The 21,103-nt window shown below is 60.7% G+C and carries 19 protein-coding genes; 10 read left to right on the plus strand and 9 right to left on the minus strand.

Annotated features, from left to right (window positions below; genetic code table 11):
• Positions 1–223: 223 nt before the first annotated feature.
• Complete coding sequence (locus AC5YUO_RS07620) at positions 224–1,246, minus strand: sugar ABC transporter substrate-binding protein (RefSeq protein WP_003524279.1); 1,023 nt, start codon at positions 1,244–1,246, stop codon at positions 224–226.
• Positions 1,247–1,509: 263 nt separating this feature from the next.
• On the opposite strand from AC5YUO_RS07620, the gene AC5YUO_RS07625 reads away from it, so the two are divergent.
• A complete protein-coding gene (locus AC5YUO_RS07625) occupies positions 1,510–2,742 on the plus strand; it encodes an ROK family transcriptional regulator (RefSeq protein WP_496152872.1) in 1,233 nt (410 codons plus the stop codon).
• A 63-nt stretch (positions 2,743–2,805) separates the two neighbouring features.
• Here AC5YUO_RS07625 and recQ read toward each other — a convergent pair whose 3' ends face one another.
• Positions 2,806–4,614, minus strand: a complete 1,809-nt coding sequence (gene recQ / locus AC5YUO_RS07630) for a DNA helicase RecQ (RefSeq protein ID WP_496152873.1) — start codon at positions 4,612–4,614, stop codon at positions 2,806–2,808.
• Between the two features lie 498 nt (positions 4,615–5,112).
• On the opposite strand from recQ, the gene AC5YUO_RS07635 reads away from it, so the two are divergent.
• The 8 genes from AC5YUO_RS07635 (at position 5,113) to AC5YUO_RS07670 (ending at position 14,307) form a co-directional block, all read left to right on the plus strand.
• The gene (locus tag AC5YUO_RS07635) at positions 5,113–6,990 is read left to right on the plus strand and encodes a TRAP transporter large permease subunit (protein ID WP_496152874.1); all 1,878 of its coding nucleotides are present in this window, start codon (positions 5,113–5,115) and stop codon (positions 6,988–6,990) included.
• A 63-nt stretch (positions 6,991–7,053) separates the two neighbouring features.
• Positions 7,054–8,064 (plus strand): TRAP transporter substrate-binding protein, encoded by a 1,011-nt coding sequence (locus AC5YUO_RS07640; RefSeq protein WP_496152875.1) that lies wholly within the window; start codon positions 7,054–7,056, stop codon positions 8,062–8,064.
• A 76-nt stretch (positions 8,065–8,140) separates the two neighbouring features.
• Positions 8,141–8,944 carry an SDR family NAD(P)-dependent oxidoreductase gene (locus AC5YUO_RS07645; RefSeq protein ID WP_496152876.1) on the plus strand — a complete coding sequence of 268 codons (804 nt, stop codon included), beginning with the start codon at positions 8,141–8,143 and terminating at the stop codon, positions 8,942–8,944.
• A gap of 1 nt (position 8,945) precedes the next feature.
• Entirely contained in the window at positions 8,946–9,803 is an 858-nt protein-coding gene (locus AC5YUO_RS07650; RefSeq protein WP_400815729.1) for an IclR family transcriptional regulator, read from the plus strand.
• Positions 9,800–10,969 (plus strand): acetyl-CoA acetyltransferase, encoded by a 1,170-nt coding sequence (locus tag AC5YUO_RS07655; protein WP_496152877.1) that lies wholly within the window; start codon positions 9,800–9,802, stop codon positions 10,967–10,969. Before AC5YUO_RS07650 ends, AC5YUO_RS07655 begins: the two co-directional genes overlap by 4 nt.
• Positions 10,966–12,606, plus strand: a complete 1,641-nt coding sequence (locus AC5YUO_RS07660; protein ID WP_496152878.1) for an acyl-CoA synthetase — start codon at positions 10,966–10,968, stop codon at positions 12,604–12,606. The genes AC5YUO_RS07655 and AC5YUO_RS07660 overlap by 4 nt, the downstream gene beginning before the upstream one ends.
• A gap of 31 nt (positions 12,607–12,637) precedes the next feature.
• Complete coding sequence (locus tag AC5YUO_RS07665) at positions 12,638–13,417, plus strand: SDR family NAD(P)-dependent oxidoreductase (protein ID WP_496152879.1); 780 nt, start codon at positions 12,638–12,640, stop codon at positions 13,415–13,417.
• Complete coding sequence (locus AC5YUO_RS07670; protein ID WP_496152880.1) at positions 13,414–14,307, plus strand: PPC domain-containing DNA-binding protein; 894 nt, start codon at positions 13,414–13,416, stop codon at positions 14,305–14,307. Before AC5YUO_RS07665 ends, AC5YUO_RS07670 begins: the two co-directional genes overlap by 4 nt.
• A gap of 38 nt (positions 14,308–14,345) precedes the next feature.
• Here AC5YUO_RS07670 and AC5YUO_RS07675 read toward each other — a convergent pair whose 3' ends face one another.
• Both AC5YUO_RS07675 and AC5YUO_RS07680 read right to left on the minus strand, forming a co-directional pair.
• The gene (locus AC5YUO_RS07675; protein WP_496152881.1) at positions 14,346–14,753 is read right to left on the minus strand and encodes a PPC domain-containing DNA-binding protein; all 408 of its coding nucleotides are present in this window, start codon (positions 14,751–14,753) and stop codon (positions 14,346–14,348) included.
• A complete protein-coding gene (locus AC5YUO_RS07680) occupies positions 14,740–15,306 on the minus strand; it encodes a PPC domain-containing DNA-binding protein (protein ID WP_496152882.1) in 567 nt (188 codons plus the stop codon). Before AC5YUO_RS07680 ends, AC5YUO_RS07675 begins: the two co-directional genes overlap by 14 nt.
• 161 nt (positions 15,307–15,467) lie before the next feature.
• Here AC5YUO_RS07680 and AC5YUO_RS07685 point away from each other — a divergent pair, with 161 nt between their 5' ends.
• Positions 15,468–15,953, plus strand: a complete 486-nt coding sequence (locus AC5YUO_RS07685; protein ID WP_400815713.1) for an Lrp/AsnC family transcriptional regulator — start codon at positions 15,468–15,470, stop codon at positions 15,951–15,953.
• Positions 15,954–16,062: 109 nt separating this feature from the next.
• Here the strand turns inward: AC5YUO_RS07685 and AC5YUO_RS07690 are convergent, their stop codons facing one another.
• The 5 genes from AC5YUO_RS07690 to AC5YUO_RS07710 are packed head-to-tail and all read right to left on the minus strand — an operon-like array spanning position 16,063 to position 21,102.
• Positions 16,063–17,532, minus strand: a complete 1,470-nt coding sequence (locus tag AC5YUO_RS07690; protein WP_496152883.1) for an aldehyde dehydrogenase family protein — start codon at positions 17,530–17,532, stop codon at positions 16,063–16,065.
• A gap of 19 nt (positions 17,533–17,551) precedes the next feature.
• Entirely contained in the window at positions 17,552–18,784 is a 1,233-nt protein-coding gene (locus tag AC5YUO_RS07695) for an NAD(P)/FAD-dependent oxidoreductase (RefSeq protein ID WP_496152884.1), read from the minus strand.
• 60 nt (positions 18,785–18,844) lie between these two features.
• Positions 18,845–19,723 carry a 4-hydroxy-tetrahydrodipicolinate synthase gene (dapA, locus tag AC5YUO_RS07700; RefSeq protein ID WP_496152885.1) on the minus strand — a complete coding sequence of 293 codons (879 nt, stop codon included), beginning with the start codon at positions 19,721–19,723 and terminating at the stop codon, positions 18,845–18,847.
• Positions 19,724–19,756: 33 nt separating this feature from the next.
• Positions 19,757–20,422, minus strand: a complete 666-nt coding sequence (locus AC5YUO_RS07705; RefSeq protein ID WP_496152886.1) for an amino acid ABC transporter permease — start codon at positions 20,420–20,422, stop codon at positions 19,757–19,759.
• Positions 20,423–20,433: 11 nt separating this feature from the next.
• Positions 20,434–21,102: an amino acid ABC transporter permease gene (locus AC5YUO_RS07710; RefSeq protein WP_496152887.1), complete on the minus strand. Its 669-nt coding sequence runs from the start codon at positions 21,100–21,102 to the stop codon at positions 20,434–20,436.
• Between the last annotated feature and the right edge of the window lies 1 nt (position 21,103).

The following is a 21,103-nucleotide window of genomic DNA, read 5'->3' on the forward strand; positions in this document are numbered from 1 at the left end:
GATTTTCCTCCCGATCGCTCCATCGCATCAGCCCTGATACCGGGCCTATCTCCAAGGAGAATGATGCGTAGATTTCAAAGTGTTGTGAAGCCGCCCATGCCATCCCCGCAGGACGCGTGACGCGCTCGTTTGTTCCTTTGTCCGATCCCCCGGATCGTGCCTGAAATCATTCTGGTCCAAGGGCGGGGGCACGAATGCCCCCGCGGGCTTCAACGGTTAGGCATCAGCCCCAGCACTTGTTGAGACCTTCCTTCGTGTCGATCGAGTCGAGGCCCTTGACCGGCTTGTCGGTCACCAGCGTCACGCCGGTGTCGACAAAGTTCTTGCCTTCGGTCGGCTTCGGCTTTTCGCCCGTGTCGGCAAACTTCTTGACGGCTTCGACGCCGAGTGCCGCCATCAGCAACGGATATTGCTGCGAGGTCGCACCGATCACGCCTTCCGCCACGTTCTTGACACCCGGGCAACCGCCGTCGACAGAGACGATCAGAACATCCTTTTCGCGACCGACCGCCTTCAGCGCTTCATAAGCGCCGGCAGCCGCAGGTTCGTTGATGGTGTGGACGACGTTGATGGTCGGGTCCTTCTGCAGCAGATTTTCCATCGCCGCACGACCGCCTTCTTCGTTACCATTGGTGACATCGTGACCAACAATACGCGGATCGTTCTCGTCGCCGATCTTGTTGATGTCCTTCACGTCGATGCCAAAGCCCTTCATGAAGCCCTGGTTACGCAGCACATCCACCGTCGGCTGGGAGGGGGTGAGGTTGAGGAAGGCGATTTTCGCATCCTTGGCCTTGTCGCCGAGGCTGCCGGCAGCCCATTTGCCGATCAGTTCACCGGCCAGAAGATTGTCGGTGGCAAAGGTGGAATCAGCGGCGTCGACGGGCTCCAGAGGCGTGTCGAGAGCGATTACCAGAAGACCGGCATCACGCGCCTTCTGCACGGCCGGAACGATGCCCTTGGTGTCCGATGCGGTGATCAGGATACCCTTGGCGCCATCGGCGATGCAGGTTTCGATAGCAGCTACCTGGCTTTCGGAATCGCCGTCGATCTTGCCGGCATAGGATTTCAGCGTCACGCCGAGTTCTTTCGCCTTGGCGGTCGCGCCTTCCTTCATCTTGACGAAGAAGGGATTGGTGTCGGTCTTGGTAATGAGGCAAACCGAGGTATCGGCCGCGGACGCGACGGAAGCGAAAGAAACGCCAAGCGCAAGCGCGCCCAGAAGAGCGGAAACAGTGGTCTTCATGAGATCCTCCCAATGGATATTTGAGCACCGTGACGGTTACCCGACGATCCCGTCTCCTCCGAGATCGACGACCGTTGACCAGATGGAACCACCAAAGGAAACGGCTGTCAATAAATAAATCCGATTGAATTATTAATTCCGTATGGCATTCTAATATGCGGCAGGGAGGAATATCGCCGCGTCGTTTAACGTTGCGATAGCAAGATTGCCATAAAGCCTGCTGTATCGGTCACGGTGGATAGGGCGGGCGGGAGGATGACACTATGAGACAATCTGTCGAGACGGCGCCACCGGCGTCGCCAACCACCATGGATATAAGCGGCGGCGCCAACCAGATCGGGGTGCGCGCTTATAATGAGCGGCTCGTGCTGTCTCTCGTTCGCCGTCACGGCGGACTGTCAAAAGCCGAAATATCAAGACTTTGCGGCCTTTCGGCGCAGACTGTCTCTGTTATCATGCGCTCGCTTGAAAAGGACGGGCTTCTCATTCGCGGCGAAAGACTGCGCGGCAAAGTCGGGCAGCCATCGACGCCGATGCGCCTTAATCCCGATGCTGTCTTTTCTTTCGGCGTAAAGATCGGTCGGCGCAGCGTCGATCTCGTGCTGATGGATTTTGTCGGCCGGATCAGGCTCAAGCTGCGCAGAACTTACCCTTATCCGCTGCCGGAATGGATATTGCCGTTCGTGATCGATGGCATAACGGAGCTCGAATCGAAGCTTTCCCCGGCCGAGCGAGAGAAAATCGCCGGCGTCGGCATCGCCGCCCCCTTTGAATTGTGGAACTGGGCGCAGGAAGTGGGTGCCCCGCAGATTGAAATGGAGCGGTGGCGGGGCGTCGACATCCGGTCGGAAATTGCCGAAAGCGTCAGCTATCCGGTTTTTCTCCAGAACGATGCGACCAGCGCCTGCGGCGCCGAACTGGTTTTCGGCGCAGGTCAGCATTATCCGGATTTTCTCTATATCTTCATCGGTTCCTTCATCGGCGGCGGCGTCGTTCTGAATTCCGCGCTCTTTTCCGGAAAGACGGGGACGGCCGGTGCAATCGGCCCCCTGCCGGTACAGGGGCAGGACGGCAATACCGTCCAGCTTCTGAAAATCGCGTCGATCTTCGTTCTGGAAAACATGCTGCGCGAAAGGGGCATAGATCCACGGCCCCTGTGGTTTTCTCCAGACGAGTGGATCGATTTCGGCGAGCCGCTGGAAAGCTGGATCAGAAAAACCGCAGCAGCACTGGCGCAGGCCGTTATTGCCGCCGCCTCCATCATCGATTTTTCGAGCGTCATCATCGATGGCGGTTTTCCCGACTGGGTCAGAACGAGGATCGTCGCCGCCACCCGCCTTGCCCTTAAACACCACGATCTGCAGGGTGTCACGCTGCCGGAAATCGTTGAAGGCGCGGTGGGCAGCCAGGCACGGGCAATCGGCGGGGCGAGCCTGCCGCTGTTTTCGCGCTACCTCATCGACCAGAATGTTCTGTTCAAGGACACGACCGGCTGAGCCTCCGCCGAACTGCAACTACACTGATTTCATTACCCGGCTCTTCATTTGACTGCCTGCCGGTCACTCGCCGGCGGTATGCTGCATGATCGCCGCCAGAAAGGCGGGCCCATAGCGCTCGAGCTTGGTGTCTCCGACACCGGCAATCTCGGCCATTTCCCTCGCCGAAACCGGTTTTGCCGTGGCAAGTTCAATCAGGGTCCTGTCATGGAAAATCACATAGGGCGGAACGTTCTGCGCGCGGGCAATTTCCATACGCTTCGCACGCAGTGCCTCAAAAAGGCTGCGATCGGATTCCGGTAAAGCCGTCGATGCCGTGTTGCGAGGCGTCTGCTGCCGTGCAGAGCGCGGAGCAGATGGTATCCTCAGCATCAACGCCGGTTTTTCCCGCAGAAACCGCCGTCCATCATCGGAAATGGACAGGCCTCCATGCCCGGACAAATCCACTTCAATCATGCGCAGCGCAACCAGTTGACGCAGAATGGCGCGCCATGTGCGATTGTCATGCTCCTTGCCTATCCCATAGGTGGTGATGCGATCATGTCCGAAGCGGGAAATTCGCTCATCCTCGACACCCAGCAATACGCGGATGACATAGGCCTGGCCAAAACGTTCACCGGTGCGGTAGATGCAGGACAGAAGCTTCTGCGCGGCGATGGCACCGTCAAACAGGTCGGGTGGCTCGGCGCAGGTATCGCAATTGCCGCAGGGTTCACACCGGTCGCCGAAATAGGACAGCAGAACCTGCCTGCGGCAGCTCGCGGTTTCCGCGAGACCGAGTAACGCATCGAGCTTCTGGCGCTCCATATATTTGCGCTGGTCGGCGGCATCAGACTCTTCGATGAAACGGTTACGCAGGGCAATATCTTCGTAGCCGTAAAGCATGAGCACGTCTGACGGCAGGCCATCGCGGCCGGCGCGGCCCGTTTCCTGATAATAAGCCTCGATGCTGCCGGGAAGATCGATATGAACCACGAAGCGCACATCCGGCTTGTCTATGCCCATGCCGAAAGCGACGGTCGCGACAATAATGACCGCCTCGCCGTGCTGGAAACGGGTCTGGTTCTCTTCGCGGGCGGCCTTGTCCATGCCGGCGTGATAGGGCAGCGCATCGCGGCCCTCTTCCCGCAGCCACGCGGCCGTTTCGTCCACCTTGCGTTTGGAGAGGCAATAGACAATGCCGCTTTCACCATCGCGGTCTTTCAGAAAACGCTTCAGCTGCGCGCGCGGATTATCCTTTTCCATGATCGCATAGCGGATATTGGGTCGGTCGAACCCGGCGATGAAGGCGTCGTCTTCGGCAATTTCCAGATGACCGAGAATTTCGGTGCGGGTGGGCTCATCGGCCGTCGCCGTCAGCGCCATGCGCGGTGTATCGGGAAAACGCTCGATCAGCGTGTCGAGCTGGCGATAAGGCGGGCGGAAATCATGACCCCATTGAGACAGGCAATGGGCTTCGTCGATCGCGATCAGCGACAGTGGAATAGGCTGGAGCGCATCCAGAACATCCGGCTTGAGAAGGGTTTCCGGCGCAGCATAGAGAATATCGACCTTGCCGGCCCGCATATCGCGCCAGAGCGCACGCCGCTCTTCCGAAGAAAGATCGGAATTGAGAGCTTCGGCCCGCACACCGGCCTGACGCAGGGCGGCGACCTGATCGACCATCAGCGCGATAAGCGGTGAGACGATCAGCCCCATGCCTTTACGAGCAAGCGCTGGGATCTGATAACATAGCGACTTTCCACCGCCCGTCGGCATCAGCACGAAAGCATTGTTGCCCGCCACCACATGCCGGATGATCTCGGCCTGCCGCCCGCGAAACGCATCGTAACCGTAGACGGTCTTGAGGATATGTAAGGGATCAGCGGTCACGGCAGCTTTTATCCGAACTGGAATGATGGCGCATCATCACCGTTTTGGGACCTATGGCAATCCCGAAGATGGAATTGGTCAAGCAGGCAGGGAGCGGGATTGATTTTGTGGCCCCAACCCTGTTCGCATCCTGCCAGCCAGAAGACCCCGACACGATCAGCACTGGCAGGCATTTGCATGGCATTCCGTCGCATCACCATTACCCGTGAATATAGATCAGAATTAAGTATGATCCACTATGTGGACCTTGTAGATACGCAAATAAACTACACAAATCCGCCTATTTACTGTTGATTTCACCAATTTTCCTGTGTATCCCGAATACATGGTTTTGTAACGGTCCATATTGTGGAGGCGATATACCGATACATCAGGACTTTTGGAGGGGTCTGGCCAGTCTGGCAACAACGGAATCCTGATGTCGCGGCCGTGGCATGGACATGCTGTTTTGCTGGCCATCTTCATTGCGAAGGTTGTTCTGTGGGAGAGGAGGCCCCGATGACCATGACCGCAAACGCGAATGACGACGTATTTGTGCTCGATGGCGAGTTGTTGCACACCGGGCCGGTGACCGGCTCGTGGTTCATGCGCCCCGTCGAGGCCGTGGCGGCCATGCTGCTGGCAGCGATGATCGGCCTGCTTCTGCTGGGCGTGACATCCCGTTATGCCCTGCATCTGCCGATCGTCTGGATCGATGAAACGGCGTCGTTATGCTTCCTGTGGTTTGCCATGCTGGGTGCGGCAATTGCCATCGATCGCAGCGAACACCTGCGCCTGACGCTGTTTCTCAACATGTTTCCGCAACGTGTTCTCGGCTACATCAATTCGCTGGCCCTGGTGCTGGTGGCGACATTTCTCGCAGCGATTATCAAGCCCGCCATGGAATACGCCATCGAAGAATGGGTGGTCACATCGGCGGCCTTGAATATTCCGATGTCCTTCCGCGCTGCGGCGCTGCCGGTCGGCGCCTGTCTTATGCTGCTTCTGGTTCTCAACAATCTCTTCCGCAGGGAAAAGCTGCGCGATATCATCGCGGCCTTTTTGACCGTCGCGGTCGCCTCCGGCCTGCTCTATCTGGCATCCCCGATGCTGGAATCCCTCGGCAATCTTAATCTGGCGATCTTCCTCGGCCTGTTCGTGGCGGTGTTTCTGGTGCTGGGCGTGCCGATCGCCTTCTGTTTCGGCCTTGGAACCCTCGCCTACCTGACCTTCACCACCTGGGTCCCGACCATCGTGATGATCGGGCGCATGGATGAGGGCATGTCGGGCATCATTCTGTTGTCGGTGCCAGTGTTCGTGCTGCTGGGCTGCGTGCTCGATGCCACCGGCATGGGCAAGGCGATTGTCGAGCTTCTGTCCTCGATGTTCGGCCACATCCGCGCCGGCATGTCCTATGTGCTGCTCGGTTCGCTGTTTCTGGTCTCGGGCATTTCCGGCTCCAAGGTTTCGGATATGGCGACGGTTGCGCCGGCGCTGTTTCCGGAAATGAAGCGCCGTGGCCACAAGCCCAAGGAAATGATCGCGCTTCTGGCCACCGGTGCGGCCATGGCCGATACGGTTCCGCCCTCCATCGTGCTGATCGTTCTGGGTTCGGCGGCGGGCGTATCGATTGCCGGCCTCTTCACCTCCGGTTTCATGATTGCCATGGTGCTGCTTCTCGTGCTGGCCGTACTGGCCCGCTGGAAGGCGCGGCATGAAAACATGGAAGGCGCAAAACGCACCCCTTGGCCGCTGGTGGGCAAGGCAGCCCTGATTGCCGCCCCGGCGCTGGTTCTGCCCTTCCTCATCCGTAGCCTTGTCGGCGGCGGCGTGGCGACGGCAACCGAGGTTTCCACCATTGCCGTGCTCTATGCGATGATTATCGGTGCGGTGCTTTATGGCGGCATCAGCCTTAAAAAGCTCTATTCCATGCTGGTGGAGACGGCAGCGCTTTCCGGCGCCATCCTGCTGATCCTTGGCTGCGCCTCGGCCATGGCCTGGGGGCTGACGCAGAGCGGTTTCGCCTTCCAGCTCACCGCCATGATTACCGATCTGCCGGGCGGCTGGATGACCTATATGGTCGTGTCGATCCTGATTTTCATGATCCTCGGCTGCGTGCTGGAAGGTTTGCCGGCAATCGTTCTGCTCGCGCCGATCATGTTCCCGATTGCCCGCACGCTGGGCATCAACGACATCCATTATTCGATGGTCGTGGTGGTCGCCATGAATATCGGCCTGATGGCGCCGCCCATCGGCATCGGCTTTTATATCGCCTGCAAGATCGGCAATGTCTCGCCCGATGAAGCCATGGGCGCCATCTGGCCTTATCTCGCGGCCATGGTCATCGGCCTGCTGCTGATTGCCGCAATTCCCGGTTTTTCGACCATTCTGCTCTAGGATCGTGGCGGGCCGCCCGCCATGCCGAGGAACGACACTGCTTTATTTTGGGAGGAGAAAGCAATGAATATCAACAGACGTACCATGCTCGCCGGTGCCGGTTCCGCCGTTCTGGCCACCGCCTTCGTGTCGCGCGTCCGCGCTGCCCAGTACAATTACAAATATGCCAACAACCTGCCTGCCGCGCACCCGATGAACATTCGCGCCAAGGAGGCCGCCGAGCGTATCGCCAAGGAGACCGACGGGCAGGTGAATATCAGCATCTTCCCCAGCAGCCAGCTGGGTGCCGATACCGACGTGTTGAGCCAGGTGCGCTCCGGCGGCGTTGAATTCTTCACGCTCTCACCGCTGATCCTGTCGACGCTGGTGCCGAATGCGTCCATCAGCGGCATCGGTTTCGCCTTCCCCAACTACGATTCCGTCTGGGCGGCCATGGATGGCGATCTCGGCAAATATGTGCGTGGCGAAATTGCCAAGCAGAACCTCGTTGCCATGGATACGATCTGGGATAACGGTTTCCGCCAGATCACCAGCGCGTCAAAGCCGATAGCCACGCCGGCCGATCTTGAAAGCTTCAAGATCCGCGTACCGGTAAGCCCGCTCTGGACTTCGATGTTCAAGGCCTTCAAGTCGGCGCCGGCCTCGATCAATTTCGCCGAGGTCTATACCGCGCTGCAGACCGGCGTCGTCGACGGCCAGGAAAATCCGCTGGCCATCATTTCCACCGCCAAACTGTTCGAAGTGCAGAAATTCTGCTCTGTCACCAACCACATGTGGGACGGCTTCTGGTTCCTCGCCAACAAGCGCGCCTGGGAACGCCTGCCGGATGACCTGCGCGCCATTGTGGCAAAGAACCTCAACCAGTCCGGCAAGGATGAGCGTGCCGATGTGGCGAAGCTGAATGCCTCGGTTAAGGAAGACCTGATCGCCAAGGGCATGACCTTCAACGACACGGATGCGACACTCTTCCGCGCCGCGCTGAAGGAGGCGGGCTTCTATTCCGAGTGGAAGGGCAAATATGGCGACGAAGCCTGGGCCATTCTCGAGAAGGCCGTTGGCGCCAGCCTGACCTGATTGGTCCGCTGAATAACTGGCCCCGCCTCCGGCGGGGCCAACCCGATTATATCTGACGATTGCAATGGAGACTGTTTTGACAGGTCGCCTGACGGGAAAACGCGCGCTCGTGTTTGGCGCAGGATCATCAGGTCCGGGTTTTGGCAATGGCAAGGCTACAGCCGTGCAGTTTGCCCGCGAAGGCGCGCATGTCGCCTGTATCGACCTTTCCGCTGACGCCGCTGAAGAGACGGCAGAGATCATTCGCGGCGAAGGGTTCGAGGCAATTGCTGTCGCGGCCGATGTCACCGAGCTGCAGTCCGTGTCGGACACCGTTGCCCGCACCTGCGAGGCCTTTGGCGGCGTCGATATCCTGCACAACAATGTCGGCGTGACGCATATGGGCGGGCCGGTCGAACTGGACGAGGAACGTTTTCGCGCCTCGGTCGATCTCAATATTGGCTCCGTCTATCGCACCGCCAAGGCGGTGCTGCCGGTGATGCTGGCGCAGGGCGGCGGGGCCATCGTCAATATTTCCTCGCTCGCCTCGATCCGCTGGACCGGCTATCCCTATTTTGCCTATTACGCCATGAAGGCCGCCGTCAATCAGGCGACCGTGGCGCTGGCCATGCAATATGCCCGACAGGGTATTCGCGCTAATTGCATTCTGCCGGGCATGATCGACACGCCACTGATCTACAAGCAGATCAGCAACCAATACGCCTCCGTCGAGGATATGGTCGCGGCGCGCAATGCCGCAGTGCCCGTGGGCCGTATGGGCGATGCCTTCGATATCGCCCGCGCCGCCGTCTTTCTGGCATCCGATGAAGCGAAATTTATCACAGGCATCTGCCTGCCGGTCGATGGCGGGCAAAGTTGTGCGGTGGGGGCATTTTCCTGATATGGCCACGGCAGTTCCGATAGAAAATGATCTGACAGGCGCGCGTGCGGTAGACCGGGCATTGGCGTTGCTGTCCATGGTGGGGCGGCACGCCGAACGCGGCGTATCGCTGTCCGTGATCGTCACCGAAAGCGGGCTCAACAAGCCCACGGCCCGCCGTCTGCTGCTGGCGCTGATCCGCGCGGGCCTCGTGGAACAGGACGAGGAAACACGGCGATATTATCTCGGCGAGGAAGCCTATGTGCTGGGCAGCCTGTCATCGCGCCGTTTTGGCTTGCTGCAGATGGCCCAGGACGGGTTGACGCGTATTTCCCGCCGCACCGAGGATTCAAGCTTCCTTTCCGTGCGCCGTGATACGTTTGCGCTGTGCCTTTATCGTGAAGAAGGCACCTGGCCGGTGCGCACCCACGCGCTTCAGGCCGGGTTTGAGCACCCGTTAGGCATCGGTGCAGGGTCGCTCGCCATGCTGGCGGCGCTGCCGGATGCCGAGGTGGAAAGCGTCATTGCCGCCAATAGCGGCCTCATCGCCGCGAACTATCCGGGCATTACGCTTGATGGGCTGCGCCGTGATGTCGAGTTGACCCGGGCGAATGGCTATTCGCTCAATCCCGGTCTCATCCTTTCCAATTCCTGGGGTATCGGCGTCGCCATTCGCACACCGGATGGCGCGGTTGCTGGTGCATTGAGCATCGCCGCTGTCGATAGCCGCATGCGACCGGAGCGCCAGCCGGAACTGGCCGCCCTGCTGCGCGAGGAAGTGACCCGCATCGAAACGCGCATCGCAGAAATGATGGCCAGCCGCGCCCGCACGCGCGGTGAAGGCGACACGAAACGGCAAACAAGGAGAACGAGCAAATGAGCAAAGCGCAGATCGTCGGCTGGGCGCATTCGCCTTTCGGCAAATCGACCCTTGAAAATACCGAACAACTGATGGCTTCGGTCGTAGCACCCGCCATAGACCATGCCGGCATCGACGTCGGCGATATCGACGGCATTTTCGTCGGTGTGATGAATAACGGGTTCTCAAAGCAGGATTTTCAGGGCGCTTTGGTGGCCATGGGCGATGAGCGGCTTGCCTATACGCCGGCTGTGCGCTTCGAGAATGCCTGCTCGACGGGATCGGCCGCCCTTTACAGCGCCATGGATTTCATCGAGGCCGGGCGCGGGCGCATCGCGCTCGTCGTCGGCGCCGAAAAAATGACGGCGCTGCCGACGGCGGAAGTTGGCGAAATTCTGCTCTCCGCCTGCTACCGCGCCGAAGAGGCCGATATTAGCGGCGGCTTTGCCGGTCAGTTCGGGCGCATCGCTCAGGCCTATTTCCAGCGTTATGGCGATCGCTCCGAAGAGCTGGCGATGATTGCCGCCAAGAACCACGCCAATGGCGCGGTCAATCCCTATGCCCATATGCGCAAGGATTTCGGTTTCGAATTCTGCAATACCGTATCGGAGAAAAATCCTTATGTCGCCGGCCCCCTGCGCCGTACCGACTGCTCGCTGATCTCCGACGGCGCCGCCGCCATCATTCTGGCCGATGAGGAAACCGCCGCGACGCTCAACCGCGCCATCGGCTTCAGGGGGCGCAAACACGTCAACGACATTCTGGCGCTCAGCCGTCGCGACCCGCTGGCGTTCGAAGGCGCACGCCGCGCCTGGGCGGGTTCGCTGGAGCTTGCAGGCGCTACCCTCGACGATCTCTCTTTCGTTGAAACCCATGACTGCTTCACCATCGCTGAGCTCATTGAATATGAGGCCATGGGGCTGGCGAAGCCCGGTGAAGGCCATCGGGTGGTGCAGGAGGGCACGGCGCTGAAGACCGGCCGCCTGCCGATCAATCCCTCGGGAGGCCTGAAATCGAAAGGTCACCCCGTCGGAGCGACCGGCGTTTCCATGCATGTCATGGCCGCCATGCAATTGATGGGCGAGGCGGGCGACATGCAGATACCCAATGCCTCACTGGCCGGCGTGTTCAACATGGGGGGTACTGCGGTTGCCAATTACGTCTCGATCATGGAGCGCGTGAAATGACGATGCAAAGTGCCGTGCAGCATCCCGCGGGCGGGGTCGCGCCCTCCACCACACGGGTGATGAATCTCTCGCATTTCCTGACCCAGGCGGCACGCCGCAACCCTGACAATATCGGCTTCGTCTGGGGCGAAAACACATGGACCTGGGCTCGGATGGATGCCCGGGTCAACGCCATGGCCCATGCGCTGGTGAATGAATTCGGCGTCAAGAAGGGTGACCGCATTCTGGTGCAGTCTTCCAACAACAACCAGATGTTCGAATCCATGTTTGCCTGCTTCCGCGTGGGTGCAGTTTGGGTGCCGACCAATTACCGGCAGTCATCCGATGAAGTGGCTTACCTGGCCAAGGCCAGCGGCGCGCGCGGCATGATCTGCGCCAGCGCTTTTCAGGATCATGCCAAAGCCAGCCGTGAGGCAACCGCTCTCGATTTCACCATTGCCATCGGCCCGGCCGAGTTCGGTGAGGATTACGACTCCATCGTGGCCCGTCATCTGGGCCAGACGGTCAAAAGCGAATCCGTGAACCGCGACGACCCCTGCTGGTTCTTCTTCACGTCAGGCACCACCGGCCGCCCCAAGGCAGCGGTGCTGACCCACGGCCAGATGGCTTTCGTCATCACCAACCATCTCTGCGATCTGATGCCCGGCACCGGAACCGGCGACGCCTCCATCGTCGTGGCGCCGCTTTCGCACGGTGCGGGCATTCACCAGCTCGTGCAGGTGGCGCACGGGGCCAAAACCGTGCTTCCGGCCGCGGAAAAACTCGATGTGCCCGCTGTCTGGGCACTGATCGAAAAATGGCGTGTCACCAATGCCTTCACCGTGCCGACCATTTTAAAAATGCTGATCGAAGACCCTTCCGTGGACCGCTTCGATCACTCATCACTGCGGTACATTATCTATGCCGGAGCGCCAATGTATCGCGCCGATCAGAAACGGGCTCTGGCAAAACTCGGTCCGGTGCTGGTGCAATATTTCGGCCTCGGCGAAGTGACCGGCAACATCACCGTGCTGCCCCCTTCCTTCCACAGCGCCGAAGACGGCCCGGAAGCGCGGGTCGGCACCTGCGGTTTCGACCGGACCGGCATGGAAGTGCAGATCCAGAACGAGGCGGGTGAGGAGGTTGGCGCGGGTGAGACCGGCGAGATCTGCGTTATCGGTCCAGCCGTCTTTGCCGGTTATTACGACAATCCCGAGGCCAATACCAAAGCCTTCCGCAATGGCTGGTTCCGCACCGGCGATCTCGGCCATCGCGATGACAACGGCTTCGTCTACATCACCGGCCGCGCCTCCGACATGTATATTTCCGGCGGCTCGAACATCTACCCGCGCGAGATCGAGGAGAAAATCCTCATGCACCCGGATATCAGCGAGACCGCCGTTCTGGGTGTGCCGGATGCGGTGTGGGGCGAGGTGGGCATCGCCGTCTGCGTGGCGCGCGAGGGGGCGGATATCGCCGGCATCGACCTCAAGGCTTATCTCGAGGGCAAGATGGCCCGCTACAAGCTGCCGAAAACCGTGGTGTTCTGGGATGCCATGCCAAAATCCGCCTATGGCAAGATCACCAAGAAAATGATCCGCGAGGAGTTGGAAAAACGCGGCCAGATGCCCGTTTTCGAGGAAAAGCGGACCGGCTGACGGGCACGACATGCAACCGGGAGGAGACGGTATGACACAACAGACGACAGGAACAAAAGGGGCTGTCGCGATCACCGGCGGCGCATCCGGTATCGGTTTTTCCACCGCGCAGCTGCTGATGGCACGCGGTTGGCAGCCATGGTTGCTGGATCTCAAGCGCGAGGCACTGGATGCGGCCTGCGAAAAACTCGGTATCGATGCCTCGCGCGGCATCGTCTGCAACGTGGCGGATGAGGCGTCGATAGAAGAGGCTTTCACCGCCTTGACGGCAGGCGGCACCGATCATGCGGTTGAACTGGTGGCCGTCGTCAACAGCGCCGGTGTCGGTATCGACAAACTTTCCGTCGACACCAGCGTCGAGGAATTTCGCCGTATCGTTGACGTCAATCTCGTCGGCAGCTTCGCGGTGGCCCGCGCCGCAGCGCGTTACTGGCTGAACCGCGAGATTTCCGGCTCCATCGTCAATATCAGCTCCGTTTCCGGCATGTGCGGCAATCGTGGCCGCAGCGCCTATGGCGCATCGAAAGGCGGCGTCAACCTTCTGACGATGGTGATGGCAAACGAACTCGGGCAATCGGGCATTCGGGTCAATGCGATCGCTCCCGGCCCGGTCGATACCCCCCTCACCCAGGCCGTTCACACGGAGAATGTTCGCAGCCAGTGGCATAGCCGCGTTCCCATGCATCGCTATGGCAGGACGGACGAGATCGCATCGGCCGTGGCCTTCCTCGTGTCGGATGACGCAAGCTACGTCAACGGACAGGTGCTCGCCGTGGATGGCGGCTTCATTACCGCGGGGCTTGCGGTATGACGACAATGGCCCCGGTGGCGCTTCCGCGCAGCATCGTCCATCCCGGGCCGGAAACAGCCGAACGCTTTCGTGCCGTCGGCTGCCATGCCTATCCCGTCACGCTGACGGCCAGGCCCGGCATCTGTGTCAATGAAGCGATTGCCGATGCCTTTGCGGAACGGGGTTTCGAGGGTGGTTACGTCAGACTGAGAAACGTACCGATGAAGCGGCTGCATTATGTCATGCCCGCAGCCGCACCCGATGACGCCCATGCCGCCTGGTACAGCGAAACCTTTTCCATGCCTGATGGTACGATCCTCGATGCCGGCCTGCATATGGGCCGACGCGATGGAAAGCCGTTTCTGCATTGCCATGGTTCCTGGAAGAGTGCCGACGACGTTGTCTCCATGGGGCATCTCTTGCCTTTCGAGGCCGAATTTGCCGGAGAAACGCCACTTGAGGCGCTGGCGCTGGATGGCGCAATCCTCGATGTGCAACAGGATGAGGAAACCAATTTCCCCCTCTTCACCCCCGTCGCGCGACCGCGCAACCGAAAGGACGCCGGCCTGCGGGCGCTGTTATGCACGGTGCGGCCCAATACCGATATCTGCACGGCCCTTGAAACGGCCGCTGCCCAATTTGGCCTGCGGGAGACCGAGGTCAATGGTATCGGAAGCCTGATCGGTGCGGATTATGAAGACGGGACAAGTCTCAGCGCCTATGCCAGCGAAATCCTCATCCGCAGTGGCCGTATCGGCCCCTCCGCCATGGGCGGCGAACAGGCGATGCTGGATATTGCGATGGTCGATCTCACCAAACATATCAGCAGCGGGCGGCTGGTGCGCGGCAAAAACCCCGTTTGCGTCACTTTCGAGCTACTTCTGACCGAAAGACAGGGGGCCGTCGCATGAGTTGCGCCGCGCAACTCAACGACCCGCCTTCCCGCGACTCACGCCGCCTGCGGCGTCTCCGCAGGCAACCATTCTTCCAGCGTCACCTCGAAGGTCATGCAAACCGGATTGGCGCCCGCGATGAAGGGACCGCCGTAAACAGCGCCTTCGGTATCGGCGACGACGCCGGTCAGCGCGGCGCGCAGCGAGCCATCGGGCTGGGCGCGCACCTCCCCGGCAATGGAGACGATTTCAACGGCGGGACCACGTATCTGCAGGAACGCGCCGCTGCGGGTGCCGAGACAGGCGTCGACCAGACTGCCCAGCGCGCCGCGCACGAAGGCGTTGCGGAACCCTTCGGCGAGGCACAATTTCTCGACGCCGAGCACGAGATCCTCGTTGGGCGCGATTCGGGCATAGGCCACACGCCCCATGGAGCCGGATTCGACAGTGTTATGCGGGTTCATCGGCGCGCTCCGTGCGGTTCCTGGGTTGAAGAAGAGGAATATTGGTTTCGGGATCGAAGGATTGCTGCAGCACGAAACCGTCGAGCGAGGTCACAAGTGCGGAAACGCCGCCTTCGCCGACAATACAGGATTCCGTCAGCAAATGGCCGCCCCTGACAACGCCCGCCGCAGTGCGCATGGCGGCATGGCAATGGACGATCGGCTCACCCTTCATGCTGCGCCCCAGCGTGGCATTGCCGAAAACCAGCCACGCCGCACCGGCATCGATGGGTTTCGTATAGGCAATGACGGCCCTTCCGGAAGGATCGGGTGGGGCCACGCAATAGGACAATACGTCGAAATAACCACCGAGAATGGTGAGCGAGGCATTTTCGATGCCGTTTTCGAAAAGCGGCCGCACAATGCCATCGTAGAGGCTGGATCCCGGCGCGATGAACAGCCGCACATGGCGGGCAGATGGCGAGTGAAGGCTGTTGATGCGCACCGGCGAAGAAATGCCGGGATGGATGAGCGTTCTCGGCCTTGGAAAATGCTGCTGTTCTCTTGGTGCCATGCCTGCTCCTCCCTGCTGCCTGTACCTTGCAGTACGGTACTCAAGGATCGACCGAAGGTGCTTTCGAATGGCGCCGCAAAACGGCGTGGCGGAAAACACTTCTTTCGCCGGCGGCCGCAAGGCCGGCAGATTTTTTTGCAACGTATTTTGGGAAGACCGGCATGACCAAACCGCTGGACAGAATTGACCGCAAGATATTGCGCACCCTCTTGAAGAACGGCAGGCTGAGCAATACGGAGCTCTCGGAAAAAGTAGGGCTCTCGCCGAGCCCCTGCTGGCAGCGCGTCAAGCGGCTGGAAGACGAAGGGATCATTCGCGGCTACACCGCCATTCTCGATCAGGCCAAGCTCGGACTGACCGAAACCGTTATCATCGAGGTGATGCTGGAGCGTCATGACGACGAGGTTCTGGAGCGTTTCGGCGAGGCCATGGCCGCTCTTCCGGAGGTGCTGGAAGCCTATCTAACCACCGGCGAATATGATTACCTCATCAAGGTGGCGGTGGCGGGAACCGCAGGCTATGAGCAGTTTCTGCGCAGGAAGCTCTATAAGATTGAGGGTGTGCGCCATTCACGCTCCTGTTTCGCGCTCAAATGTCTCAAACACACATTGTCCGTTGTGCCCGATCCGGAACCGCCATTGAGCTGAGTGAGGGATACCTCGTCTTTGATCTGTACGGCGATCTCGCAGGCATTTTGCAGAGGATCCTTCGGATCGAGCCGCGATTGCTGACGGCCGAAGAGCACCCTGTCGAACCTCATTTCAAATACCATCCCCAGGGTTCTTCGCTGACCAGACGGGTGATCTGCTTGGTTTCCAGATAGTTGTCGAGACCCCAGCGGCCGAGTTCACGGCCGATGCCGGACTGCTTGTAACCGCCCCAGGGCGCTTCGGTGAATGTCGGCTGCGAGCAGTTGATCCAGACGATGCCGGCGCGGAAGGCGGCCGCGACGCGGTCGCAGCGCGCATCGTCCGCCGACATCACGGCGGCGGCAAGGCCGAAGCGGGAATCATTGGCAAGGCGGATCGCCTCTTCCTCGGTCTCGAAAGGCCGGATGCAGACGACGGGGCCGAATATCTCCTCCCGCCAGGCATCGCTGTCGAGCGCCACATCGACAAGAATGGTGGGGGCGACGAAGAAACCCCTGTCGAAGCCGTCATACCTGCCGCCGCAGGCAAGCGTCGCACCCTGTTCGACGGCGCGGTCGATATGGCGCAGCACATCCTCATATTGTCCCTTGTTGACGAGCGGGCCGAGGAGCGTGCCTTCATCAAGGCCGTTCCCCAGCCTGATCTTCTGGGCTTCCTCCACCAGCCGCGCCAGCAGTCTCGGATAGAGCGGGGCCTCCACCAGAACCCTTGATGTGGCCGAGCAGACCTGCCCCTGGTTCCAGAAGATGCCGAACATGATCCATTCGACCGCTTTCTCGATATCACTGTCGGCGAAAATGACGAAGGGCGACTTGCCGCCAAGCTCAAGGCTGATGCGCTTGATATCCTTCGCGCCGGCAGCCATGATTTTCGAGCCGACCGGGCCGGAGCCGGTAAAGGCGACCTTGTCGACATCAGGGTGATCGACCAGCGCCTGCCCGACCACAGAGCCTCTGCCGGAAAGGATGTTCAGAACACCGCTCGGCAACCCTGCCGCCTGCGCGATGACACCGAGCTCCAGCGCCGTCAGCGACGTCGTTTCGGCCGGTTTCAGGATGATCGTGCAGCCGGCCGCAAGCGCCGGCGCCACCTTCCAGGACGCCATCAGCAGCGGATAGTTCCACGGAACGATGGCGACCGCGACGCCGAGCGGCTCGCGCACGGCCCTGGAAACGAAGCGCGCATCGCCAAGCTTCACCTCTTCCGCCTCGCCATCCAGCTCCTCGGCGAGATCGGCGTAGAAGTCGAAGCAGCCGGCGGCGTCGGTCAGATCCCATTCGGATTCGGGAAGCGGTTTGCCGTTGTCGCGGGTTTCCAGACGTGCCAGTTCGGGCAGGCGGTCGCGAATGCCCTGCGCCATGGCGCGGAGATATGTTGCGCGCTCCTTACCCGAAAGGCGGGGCCATGGGCCGTTGTCGAAGGCTTCGCGGGCGGCCCTCACGGCCAGTTCCGCCTCCGCCGCGCCGGCGGCGGCGATGTGGTGGAAGACCTCCCCGGTCGCCGGATCGATCACCGCAAGCGTGGCCCCGTCGGCCGGAACGACCCACTTGCCATCGATGAAAAGCTTGTTCTGCATGGTGTCCTCACATGTGTTTTCAGAAGCGGTCGATGCGATACGGCCGCATGTCGACGGGCGGCGCCCGCCCGGTGATCAGGTCGCCCATCAAACGGGCGGTCGTCGCCGCATAGGTGACGCCCAGATGGCCGTGGCCGGTGGCGTAATAGACGCCCGGCACCTTTGCCGAGGCGGACATGACCGGCACGGTATCCGGAAAGGCCGGACGATGGCCCATCCATTCGGTAAAATCTTCGCAGCGCAGCTTCGGCAGGGCAGTCTGCGCCCGCCGTACGGTGATCTTGGAGCGACGATAATCGGCGGCGGCGGCGAGGCCCGCCATTTCCACCGTGCCGCCGACGCGGATGCCGCCGGCCGTTGGCGTCACCATGAAGGCGCGCGCCGGCCAGATGATCGAATGCCGCATGGAAATGCCGGGCGACATGATCTGGGTGTGGTAGCCGCGCTCCGTTTCGAGCGGCATCGGTTCGCCGAGCATCCCCGACAGGAGGCCGCTATGGGCGCCGGCACAGATCACCACTTCATCGGCAAAGACTGGTTCGCCGCCGGCCAGCCGGACGGCGGTGATGCGGTCCGATCGGTCGAAACCCGTCACGTCGCCGCGCCGGATATCGCCGCCAAGCGCCGTGAAGCGCTGCGCAAGGCCGTTCACCAGGCGGAACGGGTCGCGCAGGCTGCGGTTTTCGGGAAACAGCACGGCAATGCCGATATCCTTCGACAGTTCCGGTTCCAGTTCCCTCGCCTCCGCCCCCGTCAGGCGGCGATACGGAAAATCGAAACGCTCGAGGATTTCGATATGGTCGCGGTCGGCGGAGAATTCCGCCTCATCGGTATAGAGGGAGAGGCACCCCTCCGCCGTCAACTCGCCTTCCAGACCCGTCTCCTTCAGCAGCGGCAACAGGTCGTCATAGACACGCTTGCAGAGTGCCGCACCTTCGGCCTCGATCTGGCGGAGCCGGCTCGGGCGGGACGCGGCGACAAAACGGGCGAACCACGGGATGAGTTTCGGCATATAGCCGGGGCGAACGCGCACCGGCCCTTCGGGGTCGAGCATCCAGCCCGGTATCTGCTTCCAGATGGAAGGACGCGACGCCGGCATGAATTCGGTAACCGCGATGGAGGCCATATTGCCATAGGACGCGCCGCCTCCGACCTCGCCCCTGTCCAAGAGCACGACCTGCCGCCCGCGTTTCTGCAATTCATAGGCGATGGTGGTGCCGATAATGCCCGCGCCGATCACGACGGTACTCATGCCGCTCTCCCCGTTCGATTCAACCATAGGCCGGGCGCAAGCCGCCCGGCCGCGCTTCGCTCACCAGTTGAGGATCGGCTGCATGGCGGCGCGGAATTCGGCCTTCTCCTCGTCGGTCAGGGGGCCGAGCGGCGCGCGGCATTCCCCGACCGGCAGACCCTGCAATTCGCAGCCATATTTGATCTTCTGGACGAATTTCCCGGATTCCAGAATGTTCATCGCCCTATAGAGCGTCTTCATCATCTCGCGGGCTTTGTCGAGGTCGCCGGCCTTATAGGTGCGGTCGAGATCGCAGCAGGCTTTGGCCATGCAGTTGGACGGACCGCAAATCCAGCTTTCCGCTCCCCAGAACATGAAATCGAGCGCGATATCGTCCGAGCCCGATACGAGCTGGATCTTGTCCCCGTAGCGGCTGGCGATATCGATCGCACGCTGTAGCACACCGGAGCTTTCCTTGATGCCGATCACGCGCGGATTATCGGCGAAGTGATCCATCAGTTCGAAGCTGATGTCCGAGCCGTCCTTTGCGGGATAGCTGTAAAGCACCAGATTGACGTCGACGGCGGCGAGTATGGTTTCGTAATGCCCGATGAGTTCGGCCTGCGTTGGGCGCGTGTAGAAAGGCGGGGCAAGCAGGACCGTGTCATAGCCGATGTCCTTCGCCAGTGCCGTCTGCTCGATGACCTCGCGCGTGGCGGGCGCATTGGTGCCGGCGATCAGGATTTCACCGGGCCTTGCAAAGTCCTTGACGAATTGAAGCACGTCGCGGCGTTCTTCGGTCGACTGGCTGAAATATTCGCCGGTCGAACCGTTCGGCACCCAGCCGGTCACGCCGGCTTCGCGCAGATGGGCGAGAAGTTTTTCGAAGGCCTTGAAATCGATCTTGCCGTTGGCATCGAAGGGGGTAACGAGAGCGGGCATAACGCCGGACAGTTTCATGGAATATCTCCGTTCGGATGGGTGGTTGGCGCGTCAGACGGCAAGCCGTTTGAGGATGCGCTGTTCGAAAACCGTGACGGCGCGCGTCAGCGGAAAGGCGATGATGAAGTAGATCAGGGCGACGACGGTCAGCACCTCGATGGGGCGGGCCGTTGTGTTGGAAATGTTCTGGCCGACGAACATCAGATCGGCCATGCCGACCGCCGAGACCAGCGCGCTTTCCTTGAAGAGGCTGACGCAATTGGATAGCAGCGTCGGCGCGGCGCGCAGCACGGCCTGCGGCAGCACGACGCTCGTGGTGCGCACGAAGGGCGAAAGCCCCAGCGCCACACAGGCGTCCAGTTGCTCGCGCCCGACGGATTTCAGCGAGGCGCGGAAGGTTTCGCTGCTGATCGCACCCATATAGAGCGTCAGGGCGATGATGGCGGACGCCATGTTGGAAAGCTCCACGCCGAGAACCAGCGGCAGGCAGAAAAATATCCAGAACAGTTGCACGAGCACCGGCGTACCACGGAAGAATTCCACATAGACGCTGGCCATGCCCCGGAGAATAACGCTTTTCGACGTGCGGGCGAGCGCTAGCAGGAAACCGAAGATGCAGCCGAGCACGACGCAGACGAGGGTCAGCTTGAGCGTCGTCCAGAGGCCTAGAAGAAGCGCGTCCTGGAATCTGAGCACAATCGCGAAGTTGAGGGTCATTATCCGCCTCCTCAGCTTGCCATGATTTCACGGCGGCGTTCCAGATAACCGACGATCTGGGAAACCGGGAAAGACACGGCGAAATAAACGAGGGCGACGATGGTGAAGGTCTCGATCGGCCGGTAGGTCTGCGTGGCCAGCGTCTTGCCCTGATACATCAGATCCTGGACAGCGACGATGGCGACCAGCGCGGTCTGCTGGAAGATACCGATCCCATTTGTGAGCAAAACCGGGATCGAGTTGCGCACCGCTGTCGGCAGAACGATGTAGAACACCCTCTGGAGCGGCGTCAGGCCAAGCGCCACGCCAGCATCGAGCTGCTCCTTTGGCACCGCCTGGATCGCGGCGCGATAGGCTTCCGCATTGAAAGCGGCCAGGTTGAGGCCGAGCGCCAGCACGCCCATCGTGATCGAGCCCAGGAACACATTGAACAGCATGGGCACACAATAGAAGAACCAGACGATCTGGATGATCGCCGGCGTGCAGCGGAAAAATTCGATGAAAAGCGTCACGGGCAACCGGATCGTTGCCCAGCGGCTCATGACGAGCAGCGCCAGCACGAAGCCGAGCGTCAGCCCGATGGCGTTGGCCGCGATGGTGAGTTCTATCGTGACGATCAGCCCTTCCCACAAGGGCCCTAAATTGCGGAAGACGGACGAAAAATCGAAACTATAGTTCATG

The organism is Agrobacterium sp. LEGMi-208b (assembly GCF_059511785.1).